The organism is Anabaena cylindrica UHCC 0172, assembly GCF_034931625.1.
Classification (GTDB): Bacteria; Cyanobacteriota; Cyanobacteriia; order Cyanobacteriales; family Nostocaceae; genus Anabaena; species Anabaena cylindrica_A.
In genome coordinates this window covers 11,519-37,166 of the sequence record NZ_JAYGGY010000084.1, presented here as the reverse complement: position 1 = coordinate 37,166, position 25,648 = coordinate 11,519, and the positions used below count along the sequence as shown (strand labels likewise).

Genomic DNA, 25,648 nt, shown 5'->3' with positions numbered 1-25,648 from the left:
AAAAGCAAAAATTCAGTAATTATGTACGACTGTATCATCGTCGGTGCTGGACCAGCAGGTGGAGCAGCCGCATATCATTTAGCCAAGCGAGGACGCTCAGTATTAGTTTTAGAGAAAGAATCCCTACCTAGATATAAGCCTTGTGGTGGTGGTGTGTCACCAGCGATCGCGCAATGGTTCGACTTTGACTTTAGTCCCGCAATTTCCGTCAAAGTAGATTCCCTCCGTTTTACCTGGAAACTAGAAGATCCCGTAGAAGCAAAAATCGGCATCAAAGAACCAGTCTGGATGGTGCGACGAGAGATTTTTGACCATTTTCTAGTCCAACAAGCCCAAAATCAAGGGGCTGAACTCCGGGACAATACAGAAGTTAAAGGTATTGAATTTAAAAATGATCATTGGCAAGTTAACACTGCTAATGGACCCGTCACCGGTCGTTACTTAATTGCTGCTGATGGTGCAAAAGGTCCAATGGCAAAATGGCTAGGTTTTAAAGACCGTAAACGCCATTTAGCAGGTGCATTAGAAGCCGAAGTTGCTGCTGAAGTAGTCAACAAAAACATGGCACACTTCGAGTTTGGCTTGCTGAAAAATGGCTATCTTTGGAACTTCCCCAAAGCTGACGGTTATTCCATCGGTGTTGGTACATTTATTGGTAGCGCACCGCAAGACTTTAAAAAAGTTTTAGATCAATATGCCCAATCCTTTAATATAGATGTCAAAACTAGTAAACAATACGGTCATCCCCTCTGTATTTGGGATGGTAATCAAAAACTACATACCCAAAATGCCATTTTAGCTGGTGAAGCTGCTTGTGTAGTTGACCCCTTTACAGCAGAAGGTATTCGCCCTTCAATTTTTAGCGGTGTCCTCGCAGCACAATTCATTAATGAGGCTCTCGGTGGTGATATCAACGCCTTAGAAAATTACAGTGAGGCCATTAATGAACAGTGGGGAACTGACATGGCTTGGGCGCAAAAATTGGCAGGAGCCTTCTATCGCTTCCCCGGTATTGGCTACAAAGCCGGTGTTAAACGTCCCTCTGGCGCTCAAATTATGGGCAAAATTCTCTGTGGAGAATTGAGATATAGTGATGTTGTCGGCCGGGCATTGAAACGGTTGATTCCCGGTTTTGGCGGTTAGGTAATAATTCCTAACCAAAAAACCAGATAATTACTCCTGTTCCCAGAACGCAAAGAACCCCAGTCAAGCCGGCTAGGGGTTTTTTGTTTTTACCTGTAAACAATTCTGAGACTTTTCCTGTGTAGGTAATTAGCTCTGCTGTATCTATGGTAGCGATCGCCCATACCCATCCGGCATGAAGTCCCCAAGCTATCCCTAAGTTATTATTATCCGCTAACCTAGCTACTACCAAAACCATTCCCATTAGCCACAATCCGGGGAGTTGGGGTGCAGTTTCCCGTTGTTCCCAGACTAAATGTAGTAACGCAAAAATCAAGCTGGAGATAATCGCCGCTACCCAAATTGCATAATCCTTTTCTAACTGAGTCAACAAAAAACCCCGAAAAACTAACTCTTCTATTCCACCAACAAATAAAGCCACCAAGGAAATTGGTAACAAAATAGATGGTATTAACTTGAGATGAGATTTTTCTAAATAGCACCAACCCAGCCAAAATTGGCAGGTAAACACTATCACAAGACCCAATACACCCAGCCCAAAACCTAGCAACAAGGAACCAAAAATAGAAAAGTTCCCAACCAAGCCATAATCAGCAAAAGACCCAAGTCCTAACCAATTAACTCCCCAGAGAATTAAGGGCGCTAATAAATAGAGAGATACTAATAAAGGTATTTTTTGCTCTGGCTGTAAAGGTTTATTAAGTTGCAATTTGAGCATGGTGGCTGCGATCGCAGCTAATGGCAACCAAGACCCTACCCAAACAATAAAAAAAGCCACCACAACAAATCCTGGCGTATTTTTAAATAACGCCAGTGATGTATTGACTGATGGCTCTAAAAGTGATAAAAAAACAGGCAAAAAAATCACGATAGAATTCTAGTAGAAATAAAGTTCTTGCTTATTATTCAAGACTCTACTAGAATTTGTGACTCATGCAAAAGGTAAAATTGTATTTTGTTGTGTGAATATATACTTAAACTACAAATATTATTTATTTGTAGCAGTAGGGACAAGTTATCAAGTATTTACCTAAAACTTCCCCCTACTATCAGAAAAGTTTATTCCTCTTCATCTTCCAACTCTGTTTCATCAGAGTCTACATCCTGCGGGGTTAATTTTTTATCACTTTCGCCTAACTGAATCAAGTGAATGTGCTTGTAACCCAACCTAATTTCAAACTCATCACCAGGCTTTAAGCCCATTGCTTTGGTGTAAGTAGCACCAATAACAATTTGACGATTTTGGTGAACACTAACACGGTATGTCGGTTCGCGCCCACGTCCATCTTTAGGTGCTTCTGGGCTGAGAGGAATCCCTCTAGCTGACAACAAAGCATCATAAAAATCGGTGAGATTGACACGAACCTGATTATTCTTAGTAACGGTGTAATAGCCGCACTGCTTTGCTCTTTCTCGGCGGGGTAAATTAGAAAGCTCTTTTACTTTAGCCAGCAGTGCTTTTCCAGTTAATGGTGCGGTTGCAGTTTCAGTCATTATGCTCAAAATTTCCTTAATCTCTAGCTGATCATTAATGTAGTCTGAACACAGTAGTTAGCTTTTTATGCCTCTACACAGAGCTATTCAAGACTTGTGGGTGAGGGGTGAATTCCTGCTGATATGAGCAGCCCAAGTAACTCTATAAATGGTTTAGCACCTTCAATTAGAGGTTAGGGTTGTCACAGAAATCTATTTAGGTGATTTTACGGCACTTTTAACCATCATTCGCCATGAGAAATAAAAGTATTTTATTTTTGGCGCTACTGTAGCGGTGTAATTTTAAGCCACCTTTACAAATCAGGTTAGTTCTACTCCAAAAAAGTCGTAGATACAATAAATTGCAGGTTTTTCACTTTCAGTGCTTGCCTTTCTCGCCATTGAGTTGTAGGGTCATCCCTACTCATCATCTCAAGCTGAGGACAGCATTGTATTGGCTTATGGTCTTGCGGACATACACCCTTTTGTCCTGCTAGTAGAGACATGAATTTTCTTGTCTCTACACCATGAATAAACAAAGCGGTAATAGTCGCACTTATACGGCGATTGGTACTGGTTTTGTTAATTCATAATTTTATATTAAATACTAGCATGGACTAATAATAGCAAAATATTTATTTAATTTAAAATTCAATTTGCAATTCAAGTTTTTTTTTAATTCCTGGACTTGGGGAGAGAAAAAGCAGTGTAGATTTTTCTCTGGCTTTATACTGTCATGAGTTTTGAGTCAAGGCTTTTATAAAAATTCATATGATGAAGACGAGCAGTTTTGAGTGAGTGAGTTAAATTCACGGTTCTCTTGATAGAGATGAGACAAAAATCCATCTCGATTTTTGGCCATGTTTATTAGCATCAGGTCAAATCTCTCAAATTCTTCTGCACTTCTGTCTAGCGGAAGATTCAATTTACCACATCTATCCGCCGCTTGATAGGCATGACACAATAATTGTTATCCGCTTTAACACTTCTATATATTTAAAAAATTTCTACTTCGCTGCTGCTTAAGAACTTTTGATAATTAGGACTTGACTAAAGAAGGATGAAGTAGTTGGGGGTAGATATCTCGCCTTTTGTGAGGAAAAAGGAAAAAATTTTTTCAAATATTTAGACCTATTATGCCTGTGAGGATGAGAAATTAAGGTTCTTCAGTCTTTGGTTGACTGTGGTTGACATCAAGATGTATAAGCTGCATTGAATCAAGTAAGCACCTCTATAGGTGAAACACTTCCACTCTGTACTCCCCAACAGGTAGATTAAATGCAAAAGGATGATTCCTTGTTACTGTTAGATTGCTTTGAGAAGATAAATTTCGCTCATTGCACTTCTACGACTAAACTTTTAATGGTTATCGTTAAACTGGAATCATGAGAGCCTTAAGCGTCAGCTTATTAAGCACTGACGTTATGTACAATAGCTCATTTTTCACAACAACCGACCTGGACTCATGATTTTTGAAGCGGGTAAGGCAATTTAAAAAATTTGATTGGTAATAATGGAAGTTATTTTTAAGATTATTCGGCAGCAACAAAACTCTACTCCTGTTGTGCAGAGCTATCCTTTGCAGGTAGAAGCAAGTAGTACAATACTAGATTGCCTCAATCAGATTAAGTGGGAACAAGATGGAACTTTAGCATTTCGCAAAAATTGCCGCAATACGATTTGTGGTAGCTGTGCGATGCGAATCAATGGACGTTCGGCATTAGCCTGTAAGGAAAATGTGGGTAGTGAACTGGCTAGATTAAAACAAATTCCATCACTGCAAAACCAAGATAATACCATTGGTGAAATTGCGATCGCTCCTTTGGGTAATATGCCAGTGATTAAGGATTTGGTCGTGGATATGAGCAGTTTCTGGAATAATTTAGAAGCAGTTGCTCCTTATGTCAGTACAGCCGCGCGACAAGTTCCAGAAAAAGAGTTTTTGCAAACACCACAAGAGCGATCGCTCCTCGATCAAACCGGTAACTGTATTATGTGCGGTGCTTGCTATTCTGAATGCAACGCCCGCGAAGTCAACTCAGACTTTGTTGGCCCCCACGCCCTCGCCAAAGCATATCGCATGGTAGCAGATTCCCGCGATAGTGAAACTGAAAATCGTTTAGAAAACTATAACGAAGGTACTAAAGGTGTTTGGGGTTGTACTCGTTGTTTTTACTGCGACTCAGTTTGTCCAATGGAAGTTGCACCATTAGAGCAAATAACCAAAGTTAAACAGCAAATTCTTGACCGCAAACAAGCCAGCGATAGCCGTTCAATTCGTCACCGAAAAGTATTGATAGAGTTAGTAAAAGCAGGTGGTTGGATTGATGAACGCCAATTTGGTATCCAAGTAGTTGGTAACTATTTCCACGACCTTAAAGGCTTACTCAGCATTGCACCACTAGGCCTGCGAATGCTTGTCCGGGGTAAATTCCCTCTGTCCTTTGAACCCTCAGAAGGGACACAGCAAGTGCGATCGCTCATCGAATCCATTCAACAAGTAATGAGTAGCGAGTAACGAGTACTGAGTAAGAATTTTTTCTCCCTGCTCCCTGCTCCCTGCCTTCAATTACGAATTATTTAGGTTCTTGAGGGATATTCAATTGTCTTCCAGCACGGTCATACAGCAAAATATCCCATTGTCCATTATTACTAAACTCAAACGCAATCCTACTACCATCAGCACTAATTGTAGGATTGCGGATTTCCGCTTGCAGACTAGGAGTTAAATTTCGTGATTGGCGCGTTTCTCGGTCATAAAGAAAAATGCTCGAACGCCCCTGACGACTCGCAGTAAAAACAATATAACGACCATCTTGGGTAACAGAAGGATGGGACGCGATCGTATCAAAAGAATTTAAACCCGGTAAATCCACCAAATTCCGAGTCACAGTATCAAACATATAAACATCTTCGCTACCCCTGCGGTCAGTAGTAAATACAATATACCTCCCAGAAATTTGTGGATCTAACTCTGAAGCCAGACTATTAAGACCCCGACCACCAGAATCAAAAGGATAACTCAACAAACGAGGATAACCAAAACATCCAGTTAACAAAGATGAGCTTAAAAATAAAATAATAGGTAATTTGTAATTAGTCATTGGTCATTGGGCATTGGGCATTGGGCATTGGGCATTGGGCATTGGGCATTGGGCATTAGTCATTAGTCATTAGTCTCTCCCTGCTCCCCTGCCTCTTCGCTGTCACCTGTCACCTGTCATCTGTCACCTAATTACTCACAGTTGCACCATTAGGAATATCTAACTCCACCGTCGGTCCACGATCTAGCACTTCCACATCCCATTGTCCACGACTAGCAGATTCAAAGACGATATAACGTCCGTCAGTACTGATATGAGGCTTTCTTACCCAACCTCGATATGTAGGCGTGAGGATTTGTGATTTTTGCATAGCGCGATCGTAAAGTGCTACAACTGCTCTACCTTGATCACTAGTTAAATAACAAATATAACGCCCTGTATAGCTGAGGCTGGGACTTTCTGCGATCGTTTCCCGTCGATTCAAGCCTGGTGTAGAAATAAAACTTTGGATTTCCAAGTCGTATATCAACAATTGCTGATTACCATTTCGATTAGAAACAAACGCCAAAAAGCGACCGTTTCCACTCAAAGACGGTTGTTCCTCAGTATAACGACTGTTCAGAGAAGATACCCCTAAAGGAATATCACCAGAACCACAGGACACAATTAAACTAGTCAAACTAAAAATTAGGCTCCAATGAATTGGTTTTTGGAGCCACAACATAGACGTAAATGTTCTCACATCAACCGCATTCCGTCGCCTTTGAAACTACCATCCCCCCCAACTGTTCTAAATATCATCATCAAAATCAGTCGAATTATCTCCCCTATCATTTGGCTTTTCAATTGGGTTATACGGTACATAATCAGTAGGAATAGCCTCATCATCTTCCCTAACTCTGCGAGGAGATGAATCAGCAGGTGGACGACGCTTTCTTGGTCTAGGAGCAACATCATCCTCACGAACTTCTGGGCGTTGAGGTCTGTTATTACTGCGACGTGGCTGTTTTCTTACATCCTCCTGGGGACTTTCCCAATCATCAACTTCCCTAGAAACAGAACCCCAATTTTCTTGTTCATAACTTTCTGTAGGGCGACTCACAGAGCGCCCAGAGGTAGGACGACGTTTCCTTTCTCCAGTTTCAGGTTTTTCTGTACTATTACGGCGTTCAGAACGGCGGGGGGTTTGATCCTCGTAATAATCATCACGGGTTGAACGCTCATCTCGGCTACCGCGAATCCTAGCACGTGGAGGTTGTTCTTCCTCCTCATAAGGAAGGGGTTCCAAATCTGCATCCATCTCCGCTTGATAATTGCGTCGCTCAGAGTAAGAATATTTTCTGCTTACTTCTCGCTCATCATCCACAATCGGAGTATTTCGTTTGGCTTGTTGGGTTGCTATACTCCGCAGACGAATACTTTCAACTGCAAAAAATACAGTAGTCCCAACTAAAAGCAGCTGACCAAATTGCAGAATGGGATCTAATCGCCATCCTTGGAAAATGAGAATAAAACCGCACAATAAGCCAACTGCTGCAAAAAAGATATCCTGATCTCGTGACAATTCTGGCCGCACTGTGCGGAGAAAATATAGCGCTGCCCCAGCCACAGCCAGGAAAATTCCTAGAATACTGGCTGAGTTAGCCCCAAAATTTACCTGAGCCAAAACACTGGCTGAGTTCAGCCCAAAATTTATCATTGCTGTTTTCCCAATATCAAATCTATGTTAGCGAGTCACAATTAAAATCACTACTCTAATCTATTGACAATATATTGAAGCTTCAAAGCATCTGGCAAAGAAGCTCTGAAGCTGTTTACCGTTATTGGAGAATTAGGGATTTAGTGACAGGTAATTGGTAATTGCTGATGGGAGAGAATAATCTGTCACCTGTCACCTGTCACCTGTCACCTGACCCCTATTCCTTAGAAACGTTGGATTTTATCTTTTTGGCTGATGAAAATCAACCCAACTGTTGCGGGGATAACTACAATTGCAGTACCCCAAACCAAACTCCAAAGAAAATTTGCTAAAGAGGGTGTCATAATTCTCAACCTTTTTTTACACACTTCATTTTAATTTTAATCTTAATCTTGTATCACTTTCTTGAGAAGAGTTGACAGCATTTCGTTAAAATGAGAGAGAAGGCTTTACAAAGCTTCAACTTTTCTGGCTTGCGCCCAAATTTTATATTTACTCACAGATATTAGCTGAAAGTAATGACTGGTGCTAACTTGACCTCTTTGATTCTCGGTCTCATTTTGGGACTGATGATATTTCTGTTTATTTTCCGCATCATTCTCACTTGGTATCCACAAGTCAATCTCAACCGTCTGCCCTTTAACCTGATAGCTTGGCCCACAGAACCTTTTTTAGTGCCATTGCGAAAGCTAGTACAACCAATTGGTGGGGTCGATATTACCCCTATTATTTGGGTTGCTATTTTGAGTCTAGTACGAGAAATTCTTTTAGGTCAGCAAGGTTTACTGACCATGATGTCTCGCGTGAATTAGGTGACGGAGGTGACAGGTAACAGGTAACAGGTAAAAGGGAGAACAATATTTATTCCATTACCCATTACCCATTACCCATTACCCATTACTGAATCTTCATTTCTTGGACAAAATCAGTGTAAACATTACCTGCCAAAAACTGCGGATTTTCCATAATTTTCTGATGGAAGGCAATGGTTGTAGGTAGTCCTGTAATTGCACATTCTCGCAAAGCCCTTTTCATGCGGTTAATGGCTGTAGCTCGGTCTGGCCCCCAGACAATTAGCTTACCAATGAGGGAGTCGTAATAAGGAGGGATTTGGTAATCTGTGTACACATGAGAATCAATTCGCACGCCGGGACCTCCGGGGGGTAAATAACCAGTAATTTTGCCTGGGGAAGGGCGAAAATCATGATCCGGGTCTTCGGCATTGATACGGCATTCAATGGAATGACCCCTGAGAATAACTTTGTCTTGAGTTAAATTGAGTTTTTCACCTTGGGCAATGCGGATTTGTTCTACAAGTAAGTCAATACCAGTCACCATCTCTGTGACTGGATGTTCAACTTGTATGCGGGTGTTCATTTCCATGAAGTAATATTTACCAAATTTATCTAGGAGAAACTCGATAGTACCTGCCCCGGTGTAGTTGATGAATTGGGCAGCTTTCACCGCAGCTTGTCCCATTTTTTTCCGCAGGTTTGAGTCAAGTGCTGGACTGGGGGCTTCTTCTAGGAGCTTTTGATTGCGGCGCTGAATTGAGCAATCTCTCTCACCTAAGTGGATAACATTACCGTAGTTATCCGCTAATATTTGAAACTCAATGTGGCGCGGACGTTCGATAAATTTTTCTATATAAACGCCGGCATTACCAAAAGCTGCTCCTGCTTCTCCTTGGGCGGCATGGAAAAGTTTGGTGAATTCATCTTCAGAACGGACAAACCGCATACCCCGACCACCACCACCTGCTGTGGCTTTAATCATTACAGGGTAGCCGATCTTTTTAGCGATCGCTATTCCTTCTTGCTCACTCTCTACCAAACCATCACTACCAGGGACTGTGGGTACTCCAGCTTTTTGCATGGTTTCTTTGGCTGTGGCTTTATCCCCCATTAACCGAATAGATTCTGGGCTGGGGCCAATAAAGGCAATATGGTGGTCAGCACAAATTTCCGCAAACCGAGCATTTTCTGCCAAAAAGCCATAACCAGGATGAATAGCAGTAGCATTGCGCGTCAAGGCGGCAGCAATAATATTGGGAATATTCAAATAACTTTTACTGCTGGCTGGTTCACCAATACAAACTGCCTCATCAGCAAGTTGGACGTGGAGAGCATTCCGGTCAACGGTGGAGTGAACAGCAACTGTCGCAATTCCCATTTCTTCACAAGCTCGGAGAATGCGAAGCGCTATTTCTCCCCGATTAGCAATTAAAATTTTGTCAAATTTCATTTTCTAGCTTCGATATTAGTACCACGTAGATTGACATTCTCTCCCATCCCGTTGAAATAAAGCTGTCGCATTACTGCAAATTTTAACAGGAGATTCTCCACCTTCATTCTTATAGATTTCATGATTGGGTTGGTTGCCTCCCCGAATCTTAGCTAAACTAACAACACTGCGGCTGTCAGTCTTTGCCAGTTTCCCGCACTTGGCTTTTTGGAAGATCACCATAACTTTTAATATCCCTTGTCCCATAACTATATTTCTGTCAGCTTCATACCCGCATTCAAAGAATTTGAGAAAAAATTCGCCTTATTTGTGTTTTTATGCTATATTGAAGTCTAGCTAAATTTTGCGGATGTGGCGGAATTGGTATACGCGCACGCTTGAGGTGCGTGTGGCTTTGCCTTGCGAGTTCGAGTCTCGCCATCCGCATTTTTGTGTCTCTAGTTTAAGTGCTGATGTTCAGATTTATCAGCCTAATTAACCCAGGTTCCTAATTAGGATCTGGGTTTTTTATGCTTTCATAGAAACAGGTGAAGTTTTGTAAATAACATTGACTACTATTGTTACGCCCACAAATAACTCAACATTGCCAACCGCTTGGCATCGCCTAAATCCTATTTGGGAAGGTGGAGAGAAGGATATTCAAAAAGGTTTACCTCATACTCAGTTAGCACCAGCATGGCAATTGCTACTTTTAGGAGATGGTTCTCCAACTAGGCATTTACAATTACTCACTTGTGAGCCTATAGAAGTGGATGTCATTGATATGGCTTTGATTGGCATGAATGGGGATGCTGCACCGGATTTAATTCAAGTCGTCCCCGGTCCACGACTGCGCCGACAAGTATGGCTACGTACTGCCTCTGGTCAGCGATTGGGGTATGCTACTTCCTGGTGGGAAGCTAGTCATGTAGATGAGTTTTTGCAAAATCGTTCTCTACCGATTTGGGCGAGTTTAGCTCGGATTCGGACAGAGTTATATCGAGATATTAGAGGCATTTACTGTGGTTCTTCAGCTGCCCTAGAGTCAGGCTTTGAGCAAGTTGGGCCTTTTTGGGGTCGTCATTATTTATTTTGGCATCATGGACAACCTCTAACCTTGATTTATGAGGTTTTTTCGCCCTATTTAACTAAATATTTGGGTCAACAACAAGGTGATCAGAAAACAGACTGAAAACTCTAGCAAAATTGAAATTATTGAGAATTAAGATATAAAACTTAAATTTTCGCAATAATTTATAAAAAGCTATTATGCGGTAATTTGATACCGTGAAAGTAATTGTACTTCATCTGCAATACAATTATGAATTATGCCTTCTCTAGAACTTTGATAATGGGAAAATGAATGGCTAATTCTGAACATTTGGGTATCTTTTGTCAAGGAGCCAAAGCTTGGAATACTTGGAGAGAGAGCAACCCAGAAAAGATTCCTGATCTAAGTGGAGCATACATTGGCTGTATGGGTTTAGCTGATTCATGTAATGATAATGATGGGTCAGTAGATATTGCGTATGACTTTGAGGAAGATGAGGTGGATTTAAGAAGATTAAATCTTAGCAGAGCTAATATGAAAGGCTGTCACCTTGAAGTGCTTGATCTTAGCGAGGCAAATCTTAGTTATGCGGACTTAAGTCAAAGCCAATTTCTCTGTTCAGTAGATTTTACCAAGGCTAACTTTTTCAAAGCTAATTTAGTCGATGCAGACTTCAGTCTTGGTGTCCTTATGGAAGGACTTTTTTTCCAGGCATCCCTGACACAAGCAAATTTTACAGATGCCAATTTAACTGGAGCGCTTCTATCAGCAGCAGATTTGGAAGATGCAAGTTTAGTTAGGGCTAATCTGAGTAACACTAACCTTGTTGGAGCAAATTTTAGAAATGCAAATCTTGAGGAGGCAAATCTTTACGAAGCTGACCTCAGAGGTGCGGATTTTACGGGCGCAATACTCAAAAAAGCTAACTTAAACAAAGCTTTGACAAGAGGGAATACTAATTTCGTCAATATGGGTATATTCGATCTTAGTTCATTGAACCGTAGTCATGTTATTTTTAAGAATGCCGATTTAAGAAATGCTACGTTGATTGATGTGGACTTGAGTGAAGCCAATCTTAATGGAGCAATATTTTGATAGGTTTATTTCCTATCATCTCGACAGATTTATAAACTGGAACAGCCGATTAGGTTGTCTGTTTTCGTTCGCAATTAAGCAAGCTAAAGGAATCGGCTAGGTTGTTATGGATATGCAATAGTGATGCTGCAAGCAGATCGCAAAATTGAGTGACCTGGTTAGCGATCGCTTATAATTGGGAAAAGCCGAATGTTTTTCTTCCTATGCCAGTAAGCACTGAAGCCATTAAGCAAGACTTGGATAGACTGACTCACAATCAACTTCAGCAAGTAGCTGATTTTATTGCCTTCTTAAAGTTTTGCAATCAGCGTCGTCATCAGGTTGTCCTCGATCCAATGCAATTGGCTGACCTATTTACAGAGTTTGCTGATGAAGATCGCGCCTTGGCTCAAGAAGGCATGAATGACTACGCAGTAATACTCCATCAGGAAGACTAACGATGACTAATCCTGTCAAACGGGGTGAAATCTGGCTAGCCGACCTCAATCCAACTCAAGGTTCTGAACAAGCAGGCATTCGCCCTGTCATCATTTTCCAGAATGACCTTGTTTCCCAGTTCTCAACTACGACCATTGCTATTCCCCTCACCACCAACCAACGTCGCGCTGCTTTGCCTATATGCTTACTGATCGAACAAGGTAATGGTGGACTCAGCCAAGATTCTGTTGCCTTATGTTTTCAGATGAGAGTTCTTGATAAAACTCGTTTGATTAGCACACTGGGACAACTGAGTCCTGAAATAATTGCCCAATTGGAAGACGTGGTTTTGCTAACTTTGGGATATGAATCATGAATTTGACAACGAAAAACCAAGGTCAAAAATAAGAAATAGCTCATTATGTACCGTGCGTAAAAGAAGTGTAATGCACTAATCCCCTCCCTGCAAACCCTTATTCCTCTGTGTCGCGCCTTTCAAAAATATGCGATCGCAGCATAATGCAAATATTATACCACTCGGTTCCCGGTGAGATAATTACGAATTACCAGACTAAACTAGATAACTAGCAAGTTGGGTTAGGTAGTAAGTTGCAATGGCACCATCTATTGTGTCTAATTGGATGATGAAAAAAAAGAAACCGTCTTTGGTGCTAACGCTATCAGCTGCTGGGTTATTGATTGGTGCTGGGAGTGCGGCATATTGGTTTTTTATTCAAGGACAACCATTTTCCAGAAATTTGCCAGTGGGTGCAAATATTATTCCTGAAGATGCCTTAGTTACAGTTTCCTTGACGACGGATACTAAGCAATGGCAAAAATTACAGGAGTTTGGAACACCAGAAACTCAAAAAGAACTGAATAAAAATTTATTACAACTGCAACAGCGGTTTCTCACCAATAATGGTTATGACTTTGAGAAAGATATTCAACCGTGGGTAGGGGATGAAGTTGCGATCGCTATTTTAGCTCCTCCATCTACCAAGCCTATATCTAAACCAGTAGCAACTAATACTGAAGTTGGTTCTGAGCAATCAGTCGTGATAGTGCTACCAATTAAAAATCCAGAAATCGCCAAAAGTATTTTGGCACAACCCAAACCCCTCAAACAAGGTAAATGGATTGACCGCACTTATCAAGGAATCGCTATTAAACAAACCGAAGGACAAGCTGGAGGAAAGCTTTCAGCAGCATTGATAGATCAGCGATTTCTCGTAATTACAGATAATCCCAAAGCCACAGAAAGAACGATTGATGCTTATAAAAGTAAAGCATCTTTAGCAACCATAGGGGGCTTTGCTCAAAATTTCTCAAAAACGGCCAGTTATCAACCTTTTGCTCAATTTTATCTAAATGTGCCGATCGCAGCAAGAATAGCGGCAAAAGCTCCCAACCGTCCTTTACCAGCCCAGGTTTTAGCTCAACTTCAAAATAACCAAGGTTTAGCGGGAACTGTCACTTTAGAACCAAAAGGAATCCGTTTAAAGGGTGTTTCTTGGTTAAATCCTAATAGTCAGCGAGTGCTGGCAGTAGAAAACCAAGCTGGAACTATGCAAAATCGCCTACCCAGCGAAACTTTAATGATGCTTTCTGGTAGTAACTTAAAGCGGTTATGGGCAGACTACATTTCTACATCTAGGGGAAATCCTTTATCACCAATAATGCCTGAACAGGTGCGACGGGGTGTAAAGTCGTTAACAAATTTGGATTTAGATCGGGATTTACTAAGTTGGATGAAAGGTGAATTTTCAGTTGCAGTAATTCCTAATATCCCAAAAGATGGTTCACCGGATAATTTTCGGGCAGGGTTGGTATTTATGACAAAGGTAGGAGGCAAAGGTGAAGGAGACCAAAGAAGTGCGGCAGAAACTTCCTTAAAACAGCTAGATGAGGCGATGCAAAATCAATACCAGTTCAAGATTCAATCGGCAACTGTGGCTGGTAAACCTGTTGTCAACTGGATTTCACCTTTTGGGACTTTAACTGCTACTCATGGCTGGTTGGATGAAGATGTGCTGTTTTTCGTTTTAGGCGCTCCTATCAGCGACAAAATTGTTTCTAAACCTCAAATTACACTCGGTAGTACTCTCGCTTTTCAAGAAACCGTCCCCAGAGAATTGAATCCAGCCAAGGGTCTATTTTTCTTGGATGTGGAACGGACTGTTAAAAACTTTACTCTGAATACAACATCTGCCAGTCAACAAGCATTGCTTGCAGGAATACGGACAATTGGGCTAACAACTGCGGTTAATGATAGTCGCAGTCAGCGATATGACATATTTCTAGAACTTAAAAAAACTGGTAAGTAGGAATTGGAGGCAGGAGGCAGGAGTCAGGAGGCAGGGGGCAGGGCAGGGCTGTTTCATTCGATAAGGTATGTATTTTGTCAATATGATTGGCAATAAATATCAGAGCAAAAGTCATAAATTGGTGACCATTTTGATGCCTAAGATTGAATGCCAAGCTTATTTTTCATCTTCTAGACTCTTGCATTTGCAAGCCTTTTAGGGAATGAAACAGCCCTGGGGGGCAGGGGGCAGCAGGAGAAAGATAAATATTCCTCTGTTCCCAATCACCAATCACCAATCACCAATCACCAATCACCAATCACCAATTACCAAAACTAGATAGGATCAGAATAGTCGGAATTGATATTTCAAGCATTTATTGGGGAGAAGAGTTTATGAATCTGGTTGTACTCCAGAACTGGCTAGATAATGCCTCTTTTGCTGTTTTATTCTGCACTATGCTGGTGTATTGGGTGGGGGCGGCTTTTCCGAATTTATCGGTGACAGCGGCTTTGGGGACGGCTGGAATGGCGATCGCTAATTTGTGTATTGCTACTCTGTTGGGGGCTAGATGGATTGAAGCGGGCTATTTCCCTCTCAGCAATCTCTATGAGTCCCTATTCTTCCTAACTTGGGGTATTACCGCTGTGCATCTAATTGCAGAGAATAGCAGCCGTAGCCGCTTGGTGGGGGTTGTCACTGCTCCTGTGGCGATGGGAATCGCTGCTTTTGCAACTTTGACCCTACCATCAACAATGCAGGTTTCTGAGCCGTTAGTTCCTGCTCTCAAGTCAAATTGGCTGATGATGCACGTCAGTGTGATGATGTTGAGTTATTCGGCTTTAATGGTGGGTGCGTTGTTAGCGATCGCTTTTTTAATTGTCACTCGCGGCCAAAACATCCAATTACAAGGTAGTTCCGTCGGCACAGGTGGCTATCGCAGCAATGGTTACAAGTTAATTAAGGCTGGGGAAGTAATTTCTCAACCCCCAACACCAGTTGCGGAAAATAATGGCTTTTCTCGTTTGGAAAGCAGTAGCAACGGAAATGGAACCGCTGTTTTAGATTTACTCACTGTCCCCCAAACTCAAACTGTAGAATCTACGGAAACTCTTTCACCTCAACGCCTCAGTCTAGCTGAAACCCTCGATAATATTAGTTATCGCATTATCGGTTTGGGATTTCCCCTGCTGACAATTGGTATTATTGCTGGTGGCGTTTGGGCGAATGAAGCATGGGGATCATACTGGAGTTGGGACCCCAAAGAAACTTGGGCGTTAATTACTTGGTTAGTTTTCGCTGCCTATCTTCACTCTAGAATAACTCGTGGTTGGCAAGGCAGAAAACCAGCAATTTTAGCCGCTACTGGTTTTGTTGTGGTTTGGATTTGCTATCTCGGTGTGAATCTTTTGGGTAAAGGTTTACATTCTTACGGTTGGTTTTTCTAAGGATATCTTTTTCCCCTTTTCTTTTGAAGAGGGGAATGTTTTTTATCTAACGCAAAGACGCAGAGAGAAATTTAGGAATATGGTATAAAATACAATATACTAAGTTCCAATTAGTTTGAAGTAAAATATATGGGTAATGAATTTGAAAGACTAGATAAAAAGGATGTGATTTCTGTTCATCCTGAAAATTTTGAAAGAATAAATGTATCCAGAACTTTAACAGTAATTGAATTAATAGAAGCTGTTAAAGATTATATAGGTTCTGATAATACAGATGAAAAATTGTTTGCAGAAGGCGTGGAAGTTGAAATACTCAGACCCGGTGATGTCTGGAAAAAGGGGAAAATTAAATTTTATTTGGAATTTTGCCATGATGAACCAAAAGTCAAAGAAACAATTGTGAATAAGAATTTAGAAGTAAATCAAGAAACTTCGTCATTAGATGATTTACGCGACAAACTCAAAGATATTGAAAATTAATATTATTTACCCAAACACAGGTAAGTAAAAGAAGGGACGTTAAATCAAAAACTATTTTTTCGTCAATACCATACCAATTTAGTTATAGGAGATAAATATGGAAAATGGATGGGAGCCAGTAGATAACGAAGATACAGTTTTGTCTATTACAAAGGTTGTTCAGCGATATATAATGGATGATCCTATGTTTAAAGTCGCTCAAATTCTCAGTAAAATTAAGTCCAATATCATCTCTATTGATAGTAGCTATTGGGAAAAAACTGACGAATACATAGAAAAGAAAAGATGGCTAAATGAAGGCGTAGATTGTGAAATTATGAAGCCAGGCGGTTACTGGAAAAAAGGTAAGCTTAGGGTTAGAGTCACTCTAGAATTTTGTCCTGATGAACCGGAATCTCCACTTGATGATTTACGCAACAAACTTAAAGAAGTTGAAAGCTGATCTTCCGTTTAGTTTGTAAGGATTCATCTGTCAGGTTATAGCCACGCTTCAACTAGGGTAATGCTATCAGCAAAAATAAGAATCAAATGACATGGACTCCTCTCCACGCCCAAATACATCGGACTATTCGCTCACGCCTTTTATTTACACCTAACCAACGGTTATTAGTTGCAGTTTCTGGTGGACAAGATTCTTTATGTTTAATTAAATTATTATTAGATTTACAACCCAAATGGGGATGGAATTTAGCTATAGCTCATTGTGATCATTGTTGGCGTGAAGATTCTTTAGCTAATGCTAATCATGTGCAGAATTTAGCACAAAGCTGGAATACACCTTTTTATTTAGAAACTGCGACAAATTCTGTAAATAGTGAAGCATCAGCACGAAATTGGCGATATCAGGCTTTAACTAAAATAGCCCAAAATAATAATTATCAATATATCGTTACTGGACACACGGCGAGCGATCGCGCGGAAACTCTGCTTTATAATTTAATGCGTGGTACTGGTGCAGATGGTTTACAAGCTTTAACTTGGCAACGTCCACTAGCTGAAAATATAGTATTAGTGCGTCCACTCTTAGAAATTACGCGCACCCAAACAGAGCAATTTTGTCAAAGTTTCAACTTGCCAATTTGGGAAGATTCCACAAATCAAGACGTGAAATATGCTCGCAATCGTATCCGCCAAGAGTTGCTTCCATATTTACAAAAAAATTTCAACCCCCAAGTCGAATCGAATTTAGCCCAAACCGCCGAATTGCTACAAGCGGAAGTGGAATATTTAGAACAAGCAGCCCGTCAATTGAAGGAAGAAGCAATGGAGGGAGGGGAAAATGGGGAAATGAGGACACATCATTTAAACCATCCTCTGAGGTTAAATCGGCGGGTATTAGAGAAAGCAGCTTTAGCCTTGCAACGTCGTGTTATGCGTCAGGTATTGCAAGAAATACTACCTAATGCTCCCAACTTTGAACATATTGAGAAATTAACGGCTTTAATTACAGCCCCAAATCGTTCTCAAACTGATCCTTTTCCTGGTGGAGTCATAGCGATCGTACAAGATAGCTGGATCTGGATAAAAAAAGATAAAGAATAAAGGCTGATATATTGGTTCATCCTTCATTCTTGATTTCTTCTATAACGCAAGCAACTGTAAATCGGGTATCAAATTCTGGAGAGTTTGACGCATTTCAGTAATAGTCTGAATTTGAGAATCACCAGTTTCTTGAACATGAGCCAAAGAATTAGAAATGACTTGCAGCTTATCCCGTAAACCATCCAAGCAATCTTGAATAGGTTGTAGTGCTTCTTGATAGAGATTTACCCTACCCCAGCATTGATAATTGGTTGTTTGCAAGTTGAGTAATTTTGCTTCTATGGCTCTGAGTTCTTGGCGCTTTTCATCTAGTACAAAGTTTTGATGATCAATTCCTTCTTGGTTCATCTCTAGCTCGGCACTCAGTAGTGAAATCTCGCTTTCGAGCTTTTGCAGTTCTTGGGAGTATTGTTGTCGTTGGTGATCAATTTGGGCGAGAATTGACTCTAAATTAATATTGTTTTCCCCTGGAGAATTGACAACAGTCTGTCCTTGTCGTTGCAAAAGGATATTTTGGTTACGCGTTAGAGTTTTTTGTCGATCTATTAAATTACGGCGTTGTCCTTCCAAACTATCATTGAGCATTTGGTACAGGAGTTCTTCATCTGCTAATTCTGCTTCTAAATTTTTTGAATCTTCCTCTGATGCTTGCTGTATCTTGGTTTGCAGTTCTTCTATACTTTCTTGTTTGTAATTGAGTTCTTGTTCTTGTTCTTGAACAAAAATAGAGTCTTGGTGCAATTTTTCCTGGTCTTCTGCCACCATTTTTTGCAGTTCTTCCAGGGGAATTGTCTGCAAAGCTTCCACATCGACTTGCTGTTCGACAGCTATATTACCAGCCGTTGCTACCAAAGTCTGGGTTTGTTGGTATAAATCTTCTTGATTTTGCAACTGCTGTTTGAGTATGGCAGAAAAATCCTCTTTATTCTTAAGCGTGGCAGTAGTGAGTTGAAACTGAACTAGTTGTTGCTCTAAAGAGAGTATTTCAGTTTGGCGATCGCGCAAAGTTTGGGAAATTTGTTCAACTTCCTCTTGCTGTTGATGAGCCAAAGTCAGTTGCGACTCTAGTTGTTGCCAATGTGGGTTAAGAGTAGCTTGTTGCTGTTCAATTAGTTCAAAGGCACACTTAAGGTCTTCCTGTAATGTTCCAGTGGCACTAACGTCATTAGTAGACAAGCGCTTGAGTAAATCAGCGATCAGCTGACTTTGCTCCTCACCCAAAACTGAACCCTGGGGGGCATCTGTTTTGATCTCATCTAGACGACGCTGTTCTCCCCGTAAATGCTCCCAAGCACCTTCTAGTTCCTGACGATTGCGTTCAACTTCCGCTTGCAACTGTTCAATTTGCTCACGGGATGTTTCTACTTCATGTTTTTGTGTTTCCAAGCGTTGAACATCATTTTCCAGTTGTTGCAGTTGTTCTAATCTTGATTCCATGTCCATTTCGCGGCGATTTAGCTCTTGGACTTGAAACATTAGCGACTGCTTCCACTGGTCAATCTCGTCCTCTTTGAGCTTAAATTTTTCCATCTGGCGGGAAAAATTCTGCAAAATGTTGACTAGGGGACGGCCAGCCTCTTGAATCCGCTGCACTTGGCGATTCGGACTCAGTTCCACTAGTACTAGTGCGCCATCATTCAATTTGCCTGCTTCCTCAGCAGTTATAGTTTCTTCTGATACAGTGTTCCAATTCTGGTCGCTTCGTTGACAAGCTAGTAGTTTTAGTTCTGTTTTAGAACCACCACTAAGTAAGCCGCCTTTTTGCTTTTGTACTTCTGCTAAATACAGCACACCGCTAGTCCTTTTGATGCACTTTACGTCTGTGTTTTGGGATATATCTTAGATTATTTTGTTAACTTGTCTTGTTTAACCTCAGTTTAACAGCACAAGATAAACAAAAATATTTATGGAAGTGATATCTCACATCTTGATATATCTTGATATTTGGTAGACGCGGCAATGTCGCATCTTTTATATCCTGTACCCATGATAGTAATTATAACTACCGTGTGAACACTAAGTTTGTCAGTTATTGATCACAAAAGGATCATGTCTGGTTTCTGAGACTGTTTGTCTAGGTCATCTTAACCTTAGTTGCAACATGAAAAAACTGAAAGTAACAATTGATATAGTAATCTCTCTAGAATGCCACGGAGGGTTTTTTAGCTAAATGCAGGGAAATTTAAACGAGATTGATATTTACAGTATCCTACAACTGATTTCCTTAGGACAAAGAACTGGGCAGTTGTGGGTAGAAGCGCATCATTCTTACCCAACTCACAAACTGAGTGGAGAAGACACTCTCAAGTATCGTTCTTCGGGAGATAGCAAACCACAGTCTTGGTTTGTATTTTTCCTCAACGGTCAAATAGTCTATTGTCAAGCTGGTGAAAGTAGTTTATCTCGGATTGACGATTACTTGCGTCATTATCGAGTTGAGCAGCGACTTAATAAAACGCAACTTGCCACTTTAGAATCTACAAATTCCCCAGAGTATGCTTACATTTGGGCGCTTCTAGAGCAGAATATTATTACCCCAAAAATAGCTCGCAATATCATTCATGGCTTAGTACATGAGACACTCTTTGATCTGTTGAGTTTACATCAAGGTAGTTTTATTTTTGATTTAGGTACAGCACTTGTTCCGCAATTAACTAGCTTGGAGATAGCTACACTGACAACAAAAATCACTAAACAAGTACAGGAGTGGAAACAATTATATCCCCATATTCAATCACCAGAACAATTGCCAGTACTGGCTGATATAGATAGATTTCGCCACTCATTACCAGCATCAACAGTGAATAAGTTACAACATTGGGCAGATGGTAAAACATCCCTACGGCAATTAGCTCGTTATCTGAATCGTGACATTTTAACCGTTGCCAAAGTCATATATCCTTACGTACAACAGGGGTGGCTACAATTAGTATATTCTGTGACTGATAGCCCTAGCGATCAAATACCAAACTGGGAGCAACCAGATAAGAACAAAGGACGGATAGTATGTATTGAAGATGCGATCGCCATCTGCCAAACTGTAGAGTCAATCTTAAACCCACAGGGCTATGAAGCAATCTGCATCACCAAACCCTTAGAAGCCCTCAGCCTCGTTTTTCAACTCAAGCCAGATTTAATTTTATGCGACATTGCCATGCCGGAATTAGACGGTTACGAAATTTGTGCCATGCTGCGACATTCCACCGCATTTCGGTTGATCCCAATTATCATGTTGACCGGAAAAGAAGGATTTATTGATCGCGTCAGAGCTAGGATGGTTGGGGCTACAGATTATTTAACAAAACCATTTGCTGATACAGAATTACTGATGCTGGTCGAAAAATATATCCACATAGATTCTGGTGTGGGAATATAAACGGAATACAAGACTTGTGGATTTGCTCAAACATAGGGTAAAAAATGTTATCACAGAATCAGCTAACTCCAGTAAGATGTCTAGAATCAGTAAATTATTACAATACTAGAATTAATTTATACAGTTAATATTTGTTAGAAAACCAATGAATATTCATTCTAGAAACACAAAGTATAAATCAGGAGGTAGATAGGTATTTATGAGTACAGTTCTGATTGTTGAAGACAGTATTGCTCAAAGGGAGATGATTACAGACCTCCTGAAAGCCAGTGGTTTAACGGTTGCCCATGCTTGTGACGGAGTTGAAGCTTTAGAAGCAATTCAAAGCAAACCTCCAGATTTAGTAGTTTTGGATATTGTCATGCCCCGCATGAATGGTTATGAACTATGTCGGCGGTTAAAGTCTGATCCTAAAACCCAAAATGTACCTGTAGTCATGTGTTCTTCCAAAGGTGAAGAATTTGATCGCTACTGGGGAATGAAACAAGGAGCCGACGCTTACATAGCCAAACCATTTCAACCAACCGAATTGGTAGGAACAGTCAAACAACTGCTGCGAGGATAAGAGTCAATAAAAATAAACACAGATAAAAAAATATGGTCAGCAAACCAGACTTTTTAAGTGGTAGTGGTCAAGATCAATTCCGCCCGGAATTACAACTAGAAAGTCCCGAAGGCGAGTTACATTTAAGATTTTACCTTCCCTCATATCAGGAATTTGCATTGCAAGCCACTGGCATCCGGGAAGTAATCGAACTCAGCCCAGATCGGATCACTCCGATTCCTAATGCTTCTCCCTTGCTGTTGGGTACTCTAAACTTGCGAGGAAGATTAATTTGGGTGGCAGATTTAGGACAATTTTTGGGGGAGGGAACTGCATTAAACACGGATAGGTCTGAAATACCAGTAATTGCTATTGAAGATCAAGACATAATAGTAGGTTTAGGAGTAGAGCAAATCTGTGGAATGGGCTGGCTTGATGTACAGTATCTGATGCCATCAAATAACGTACCAGATACTATGGCTCCATTTTTGCGTGGAGAATGGTTAGATACTAAAACTAATAAGTATCTACGACTAATAGATCAAACAGCTATTTTGCGAAGTGCGCGGTGGGCAGGATGAAGTCGGGAGGGAGGAAATGGTAGTAAATATAGATGATCACAATTCAAAATATCAGCAAGCCGTAAAAGCTTATACAGAAGGAGACTATGAAGTTGCAGCTACTTTAGTAGACCAGGTGGTGCAAAATTTACCAGATGACCCCAACTCTCATCTGTTAAGAGGCCACATCTATTATGTTTTGCAGCAATTTGAGATAGCAAAAACTGAATACGAAAAGGTATCTCATTTAACAGATGATGAAGAAATTCTTGGTTCTGCCATTAGTTACCTTGAGAACATCAATCAATACTTACAGTCATTTGGTGGAGAAGAATCATTAATAGAGTCTAATGAGTCAATAAATTCCAGAGAAATGTCTAATGGTCTGGTAGATAATGAGGCGGAATTATTAGATTTAGGAATGGCTGGAGACTTCGATGACACCAGCTTTGATCTGCAATCTTTTGCTGAATATCAACCATCTGACAATGCCATCCAAGATATATCCCAGAGTAATGCCTTTGATAGTCATTTAGACGATCTAGAATTTGACCAAATACCAAATAATGGTATAGCCTTTGGTGATGATCCTTTCGTTTTAGATCAACCATTAAAAGGTGCAGAGGCAAATGGCATTAGTGATAATGGAGAATTAGGAGCTTTCGAGCTACCTCTGACTTTAGATCCACAAGCGAGTATTGATAGTGGTGAAGCATCAGGAGCTTTAGAATTACCTCCTTTTTGGCAAGAAGATATTTCCACAGGAAATATAGAAAATTCAGGAGAGAATAATCCTTTTGCTGATATTGAAGTCGATACTATTCAGGAATTTTCAGGAATTAAAGACGATCAGACTAATTCACCTTTTGGAGAAATCAATAATTGGGAACCTACGCCTGAATTATTGATGGAACAAGATTCACCAGACTTTGAAAATACAAGTATGGGGAATTTTGAATTTGCTAACCATAGTCCGGAGGAGATCAACGCCGTCAATAATTGGGAACCCACACCAGAATTATTGATGGAACAAGATTCATCAGACTTTGAAGATATAAGTACGGGGAATTTTGACTTTGCTAACCATAGTCTGGAGGAGATCAACGCCAGCATTCCTGATGAAGAAGAAATCCCTAACGATTTAATCAAAACTGATTTCAGAGACAGCGGTGAACATACATATTTGAGTAGTTTAGATAATTCGTTAGCTCAAATCCCAGAGGAAATAGAAACTGTATCAGAGTCAAACTTCAATACCAACCAAGAACAAAATAAATTTGGTGATGATAATTTCGATTTAGAGGCTTTTGAGTCTGCCTTTGGATCAGAAGGCTTTCCTGATGATGAAGATATCCATAGTGTTTCGAGTATTTCACGGGGAGAAAATTCTAAAAATAATATCCAGTTTTTAGACGATTTTGACGATTTTGATGATTTAGGCAATATTCCTAGCTTTGATTTGAGTGGAGATTCTAACTACAGCGATGTGGATTCATTATCTCAATCACAGGGAATCAGAGGTACAAATAGCCATAGTTTCAGTGGTACAAATAGCCATAGTTTCAGTGGTACGAATAGCCATAGTTTTAATGAAGAAACCGATAACAGTGTTGACCGTGATGAGGAACTGTTCACGATTACTGGGGCCCAAGAAGCAGTCCCTGTATTTACTGAAACAGATGCTTCAAAACTAGAACCTAATGTCAGTGTTGAGCAAGGCTTGTTTGCGTTTTTTGAGAATGCTTCTCTAGAAACAAAGCAATTGTGGATTGCTGGCACAGTGGGTTTCACCTCAGCAATGGTAGCTGCTGTAATTAACTTTGGAGCTATGCAAATGTCTCCGGCTGAACACCGGGTTTCAGTGCGGAATACAGGTTGGGCAATGGCTGTAGCGGCGGGAATTGCTGGGGGAGCAACAGCAGGCTTCATGGGGAATCTCACACTCAAGCAAATTCGGCGCACTACCAAAGACCTGCAAACACAGTTTGATGCTGTCCGGGAAGGGAATTTGAATGTTCAAGCTACAGTTTATTCCGAAGATGAATTAGGATACTTAGCCACTAGCTTCAATGATATGTCGCGGGTAATTTTCACGACTACTAATGAAGCGCAACGGAAAGCGGTTGAGCAAGAGGAAGCGAAAGAAAATCTGCAACGCCAGGTAATTCGTCTCTTGGACGACGTAGAAGGAGCAGCCAGGGGAGATTTGACAGTTCAAGCTGAGGTGACAGCCGATGTATTGGGAGCTGTAGCTGATGCCTTTAACCTGACAATTCAAAACCTGCGGGATATTGTGCAACAGGTGAAAGTGGCTGCACGAGAAGTTACTAAAGGCTCAACCAATTCAGAAACCTTTGCTAGAGCCTTATCTGGTGATGCCTTGCGTCAAGCAGAAGAGTTAGCTGTGACTCTAAATTCCGTGCAAGTGATGACTGAATCTATCCAACGGGTAGCGGTGGCTGCAAAAGAGGCAGAGACAGTAGCTCGTGATGCCAGTACGATCGCACTCAAAGGAGGTGAAGCAGTAGAAAATACAGTGGCGGGGATTTTGGAAATTCGGGAAACAGTGGCGGAAACTACCCGCAAAGTTAAACGATTGGCAGAATCATCCCAAGAAATCAACTCTATTGTCGCCTTGGTTTCCCAGATTGCTTCTCGTACCAACTTATTGGCACTAAATGCCAGTATTGAAGCAGCAAGAGCAGGAGAAGCTGGACGGGGGTTTGCAATTGTCGCCGATGAAGTTCGTCAGTTAGCAGACAAATCCGCCAAATCTCTCAAAGAAATTGAACAAATCGTGATGCAAATCCAGAGCGAAACCAGTTCTGTAATGACAGCGATGGAAGAAGGTACACAACAAGTAATACAAGGTACAAGACTAGCAGAAGAAGCCAAGCGATCGCTAGAAAACATCATTCAAGTAGCCGATCATATTGACCGGCTGGTGCGCTCAATTACCAGTGACACCGTAGAGCAGACAGAAACCTCTCGCGCTGTAGCTCAAGTAATGCAATCAGTGGAACTCACAGCCCAAGAAACCTCCCAAGAAGCACAGCGAGTTTCAGGAGCCTTACAACACTTAGTAGGGGTATCTCGTGACTTGATCGCTTCCGTGGAACGCTTCCGAGTGGAAACCATTGAATCCAGGTAAAAGATGCAAGATGAAGCATGATCATAGTTCATGCTTCAATCACCGATTCTACCTTGAAGATTCTCATGTTGAGTACGGGAAGCTGTCATCGGGGGA

25 protein-coding genes and 1 tRNA gene are annotated in these 25,648 nt (G+C 40.9%); 17 read left to right on the top strand and 9 right to left on the bottom strand.

What is annotated here, in order from left to right; translation table 11 throughout:
• Positions 1-21: 21 nt before the first annotated feature.
• Positions 22-1,143 carry a geranylgeranyl reductase family protein gene (locus VB713_RS17485; RefSeq protein WP_323312789.1) on the top strand — a complete coding sequence of 374 codons (1,122 nt, stop codon included), beginning with the start codon at positions 22-24 and terminating at the stop codon, positions 1,141-1,143.
• Positions 1,144-1,153: 10 nt separating this feature from the next.
• On the opposite strand, the gene VB713_RS17480 is transcribed toward VB713_RS17485, so the two are convergent.
• A complete protein-coding gene (locus tag VB713_RS17480) occupies positions 1,154-2,011 on the bottom strand; it encodes a type II CAAX endopeptidase family protein (RefSeq protein WP_323312788.1) in 858 nt (285 codons plus the stop codon).
• Between the two features lie 191 nt (positions 2,012-2,202).
• Entirely contained in the window at positions 2,203-2,637 is a 435-nt protein-coding gene (locus VB713_RS17475) for an AbrB family transcriptional regulator (protein ID WP_323312787.1), read from the bottom strand.
• Between the two features lie 1,492 nt (positions 2,638-4,129).
• Here VB713_RS17475 and VB713_RS17470 point away from each other — a divergent pair.
• The gene (locus VB713_RS17470) at positions 4,130-5,134 is read left to right on the top strand and encodes a succinate dehydrogenase/fumarate reductase iron-sulfur subunit (RefSeq protein ID WP_323312786.1); all 1,005 of its coding nucleotides are present in this window, start codon (positions 4,130-4,132) and stop codon (positions 5,132-5,134) included.
• Positions 5,135-5,192: 58 nt separating this feature from the next.
• On the opposite strand, the gene VB713_RS17465 is transcribed toward VB713_RS17470, so the two are convergent.
• The 4 genes from VB713_RS17465 to psbX all read right to left on the bottom strand — a co-directional run bounded on the left by VB713_RS17465 (position 5,193) and on the right by psbX (position 7,703).
• Complete coding sequence (locus VB713_RS17465; RefSeq protein ID WP_323312785.1) at positions 5,193-5,720, bottom strand: Tol biopolymer transporter periplasmic protein; 528 nt, start codon at positions 5,718-5,720, stop codon at positions 5,193-5,195.
• A 127-nt stretch (positions 5,721-5,847) separates the two neighbouring features.
• Positions 5,848-6,384 carry a hypothetical protein gene (locus VB713_RS17460; RefSeq protein WP_323312784.1) on the bottom strand — a complete coding sequence of 179 codons (537 nt, stop codon included), beginning with the start codon at positions 6,382-6,384 and terminating at the stop codon, positions 5,848-5,850.
• A 66-nt stretch (positions 6,385-6,450) separates the two neighbouring features.
• Complete coding sequence (locus VB713_RS17455) at positions 6,451-7,359, bottom strand: Ycf66 family protein (protein ID WP_323312783.1); 909 nt, start codon at positions 7,357-7,359, stop codon at positions 6,451-6,453.
• Between the two features lie 224 nt (positions 7,360-7,583).
• Positions 7,584-7,703 (bottom strand): photosystem II reaction center X protein, encoded by a 120-nt coding sequence (gene psbX / locus VB713_RS17450; protein ID WP_028083398.1) that lies wholly within the window; start codon positions 7,701-7,703, stop codon positions 7,584-7,586.
• A 174-nt stretch (positions 7,704-7,877) separates the two neighbouring features.
• Here psbX and VB713_RS17445 point away from each other — a divergent pair, with 174 nt between their 5' ends.
• Positions 7,878-8,171: a YggT family protein gene (locus VB713_RS17445; RefSeq protein WP_323312782.1), complete on the top strand. Its 294-nt coding sequence runs from the start codon at positions 7,878-7,880 to the stop codon at positions 8,169-8,171.
• Between the two features lie 85 nt (positions 8,172-8,256).
• Here VB713_RS17445 and accC read toward each other — a convergent pair whose 3' ends face one another.
• Complete coding sequence (gene accC / locus VB713_RS17440) at positions 8,257-9,603, bottom strand: acetyl-CoA carboxylase biotin carboxylase subunit (protein ID WP_323312781.1); 1,347 nt, start codon at positions 9,601-9,603, stop codon at positions 8,257-8,259.
• 15 nt (positions 9,604-9,618) lie between these two features.
• Positions 9,619-9,849, bottom strand: coding sequence for a hypothetical protein (locus tag VB713_RS17435; protein WP_323312780.1), 231 nt, complete (start codon positions 9,847-9,849; stop codon positions 9,619-9,621).
• 99 nt (positions 9,850-9,948) lie between these two features.
• Here VB713_RS17435 and VB713_RS17430 point away from each other — a divergent pair.
• From VB713_RS17430 to tilS, 10 genes are all read left to right on the top strand, one after another.
• Positions 9,949-10,029 (top strand) — tRNA-Leu (locus VB713_RS17430).
• Positions 10,030-10,150: 121 nt separating this feature from the next.
• Entirely contained in the window at positions 10,151-10,774 is a 624-nt protein-coding gene (locus VB713_RS17425; protein WP_323312779.1) for a chorismate lyase, read from the top strand.
• A gap of 171 nt (positions 10,775-10,945) precedes the next feature.
• The gene (locus VB713_RS17420; protein WP_323312778.1) at positions 10,946-11,728 is read left to right on the top strand and encodes a pentapeptide repeat-containing protein; all 783 of its coding nucleotides are present in this window, start codon (positions 10,946-10,948) and stop codon (positions 11,726-11,728) included.
• A gap of 149 nt (positions 11,729-11,877) precedes the next feature.
• On the top strand, positions 11,878-12,165 hold the full coding sequence (locus VB713_RS17415; RefSeq protein ID WP_323312777.1) for a hypothetical protein: 288 nt from the start codon (positions 11,878-11,880) through the stop codon (positions 12,163-12,165).
• Positions 12,166-12,167: 2 nt separating this feature from the next.
• Positions 12,168-12,521 carry a type II toxin-antitoxin system PemK/MazF family toxin gene (locus VB713_RS17410; RefSeq protein ID WP_323312776.1) on the top strand — a complete coding sequence of 118 codons (354 nt, stop codon included), beginning with the start codon at positions 12,168-12,170 and terminating at the stop codon, positions 12,519-12,521.
• A 238-nt stretch (positions 12,522-12,759) separates the two neighbouring features.
• A complete protein-coding gene (locus tag VB713_RS17405; protein WP_323312775.1) occupies positions 12,760-14,472 on the top strand; it encodes a DUF3352 domain-containing protein in 1,713 nt (570 codons plus the stop codon).
• Between the two features lie 374 nt (positions 14,473-14,846).
• Positions 14,847-15,899 (top strand): c-type cytochrome biogenesis protein CcsB, encoded by a 1,053-nt coding sequence (ccsB, locus tag VB713_RS17400; RefSeq protein WP_323312774.1) that lies wholly within the window; start codon positions 14,847-14,849, stop codon positions 15,897-15,899.
• Positions 15,900-16,028: 129 nt separating this feature from the next.
• The gene (locus tag VB713_RS17395) at positions 16,029-16,379 is read left to right on the top strand and encodes a KGK domain-containing protein (protein ID WP_323312773.1); all 351 of its coding nucleotides are present in this window, start codon (positions 16,029-16,031) and stop codon (positions 16,377-16,379) included.
• Between the two features lie 97 nt (positions 16,380-16,476).
• On the top strand, positions 16,477-16,821 hold the full coding sequence (locus VB713_RS17390; protein WP_323312772.1) for a KGK domain-containing protein: 345 nt from the start codon (positions 16,477-16,479) through the stop codon (positions 16,819-16,821).
• 86 nt (positions 16,822-16,907) lie between these two features.
• Positions 16,908-17,921, top strand: a complete 1,014-nt coding sequence (gene tilS / locus VB713_RS17385) for a tRNA lysidine(34) synthetase TilS (protein WP_323312771.1) — start codon at positions 16,908-16,910, stop codon at positions 17,919-17,921.
• Between the two features lie 39 nt (positions 17,922-17,960).
• Here the strand turns inward: tilS and hmpF are convergent, their stop codons facing one another.
• Complete coding sequence (gene hmpF / locus VB713_RS17380) at positions 17,961-19,712, bottom strand: pilus motility taxis protein HmpF (protein ID WP_323312770.1); 1,752 nt, start codon at positions 19,710-19,712, stop codon at positions 17,961-17,963.
• 379 nt (positions 19,713-20,091) lie between these two features.
• Here hmpF and VB713_RS17375 point away from each other — a divergent pair, with 379 nt between their 5' ends.
• The 4 genes from VB713_RS17375 to VB713_RS17360 all read left to right on the top strand — a co-directional run bounded on the left by VB713_RS17375 (position 20,092) and on the right by VB713_RS17360 (position 25,552).
• Entirely contained in the window at positions 20,092-21,297 is a 1,206-nt protein-coding gene (locus VB713_RS17375) for a response regulator (RefSeq protein ID WP_323312769.1), read from the top strand.
• A 199-nt stretch (positions 21,298-21,496) separates the two neighbouring features.
• On the top strand, positions 21,497-21,862 hold the full coding sequence (locus VB713_RS17370; RefSeq protein ID WP_015212647.1) for a response regulator transcription factor: 366 nt from the start codon (positions 21,497-21,499) through the stop codon (positions 21,860-21,862).
• A gap of 32 nt (positions 21,863-21,894) precedes the next feature.
• The gene (locus VB713_RS17365; RefSeq protein WP_323312768.1) at positions 21,895-22,422 is read left to right on the top strand and encodes a chemotaxis protein CheW; all 528 of its coding nucleotides are present in this window, start codon (positions 21,895-21,897) and stop codon (positions 22,420-22,422) included.
• 16 nt (positions 22,423-22,438) lie between these two features.
• Positions 22,439-25,552, top strand: a complete 3,114-nt coding sequence (locus VB713_RS17360) for a methyl-accepting chemotaxis protein (protein WP_323312767.1) — start codon at positions 22,439-22,441, stop codon at positions 25,550-25,552.
• The last annotated feature ends 96 nt before the right edge of the window (positions 25,553-25,648 follow it).

Bases quoted from the DNA above. Each gene is read 5' to 3' on its own strand.
- accC (WP_323312781.1), bottom strand. From the start codon at position 9,603: ATGAAATTTGACAAAATTTTAATTGCTAATCGGGGAGAAATAGCGCTT.
- VB713_RS17485 (WP_323312789.1), top strand. From the start codon at position 22: ATGTACGACTGTATCATCGTCGGTGCTGGACCAGCAGGTGGAGCAGCC.
- psbX (WP_028083398.1), bottom strand. From the start codon at position 7,703: ATGACACCCTCTTTAGCAAATTTTCTTTGGAGTTTGGTTTGGGGTACT.
- VB713_RS17410 (WP_323312776.1), top strand. From the start codon at position 12,168: ATGACTAATCCTGTCAAACGGGGTGAAATCTGGCTAGCCGACCTCAAT.
- VB713_RS17405 (WP_323312775.1), top strand. From the start codon at position 12,760: ATGGCACCATCTATTGTGTCTAATTGGATGATGAAAAAAAAGAAACCG.
- VB713_RS17460 (WP_323312784.1), bottom strand. From the start codon at position 6,384: ATGTTGTGGCTCCAAAAACCAATTCATTGGAGCCTAATTTTTAGTTTG.
- VB713_RS17365 (WP_323312768.1), top strand. From the start codon at position 21,895: ATGGTCAGCAAACCAGACTTTTTAAGTGGTAGTGGTCAAGATCAATTC.
- VB713_RS17435 (WP_323312780.1), bottom strand. From the start codon at position 9,849: ATGGGACAAGGGATATTAAAAGTTATGGTGATCTTCCAAAAAGCCAAG.
- VB713_RS17455 (WP_323312783.1), bottom strand. From the start codon at position 7,359: ATGATAAATTTTGGGCTGAACTCAGCCAGTGTTTTGGCTCAGGTAAAT.
- tilS (WP_323312771.1), top strand. From the start codon at position 16,908: ATGACATGGACTCCTCTCCACGCCCAAATACATCGGACTATTCGCTCA.
- VB713_RS17375 (WP_323312769.1), top strand. From the start codon at position 20,092: ATGCAGGGAAATTTAAACGAGATTGATATTTACAGTATCCTACAACTG.
- VB713_RS17395 (WP_323312773.1), top strand. From the start codon at position 16,029: ATGGGTAATGAATTTGAAAGACTAGATAAAAAGGATGTGATTTCTGTT.
- VB713_RS17445 (WP_323312782.1), top strand. From the start codon at position 7,878: ATGACTGGTGCTAACTTGACCTCTTTGATTCTCGGTCTCATTTTGGGA.
- VB713_RS17420 (WP_323312778.1), top strand. From the start codon at position 10,946: ATGGCTAATTCTGAACATTTGGGTATCTTTTGTCAAGGAGCCAAAGCT.
- VB713_RS17465 (WP_323312785.1), bottom strand. From the start codon at position 5,720: ATGACTAATTACAAATTACCTATTATTTTATTTTTAAGCTCATCTTTG.
- ccsB (WP_323312774.1), top strand. From the start codon at position 14,847: ATGAATCTGGTTGTACTCCAGAACTGGCTAGATAATGCCTCTTTTGCT.
- VB713_RS17390 (WP_323312772.1), top strand. From the start codon at position 16,477: ATGGAAAATGGATGGGAGCCAGTAGATAACGAAGATACAGTTTTGTCT.
- VB713_RS17370 (WP_015212647.1), top strand. From the start codon at position 21,497: ATGAGTACAGTTCTGATTGTTGAAGACAGTATTGCTCAAAGGGAGATG.
- VB713_RS17360 (WP_323312767.1), top strand. From the start codon at position 22,439: ATGGTAGTAAATATAGATGATCACAATTCAAAATATCAGCAAGCCGTA.
- VB713_RS17470 (WP_323312786.1), top strand. From the start codon at position 4,130: ATGGAAGTTATTTTTAAGATTATTCGGCAGCAACAAAACTCTACTCCT.
- VB713_RS17475 (WP_323312787.1), bottom strand. From the start codon at position 2,637: ATGACTGAAACTGCAACCGCACCATTAACTGGAAAAGCACTGCTGGCT.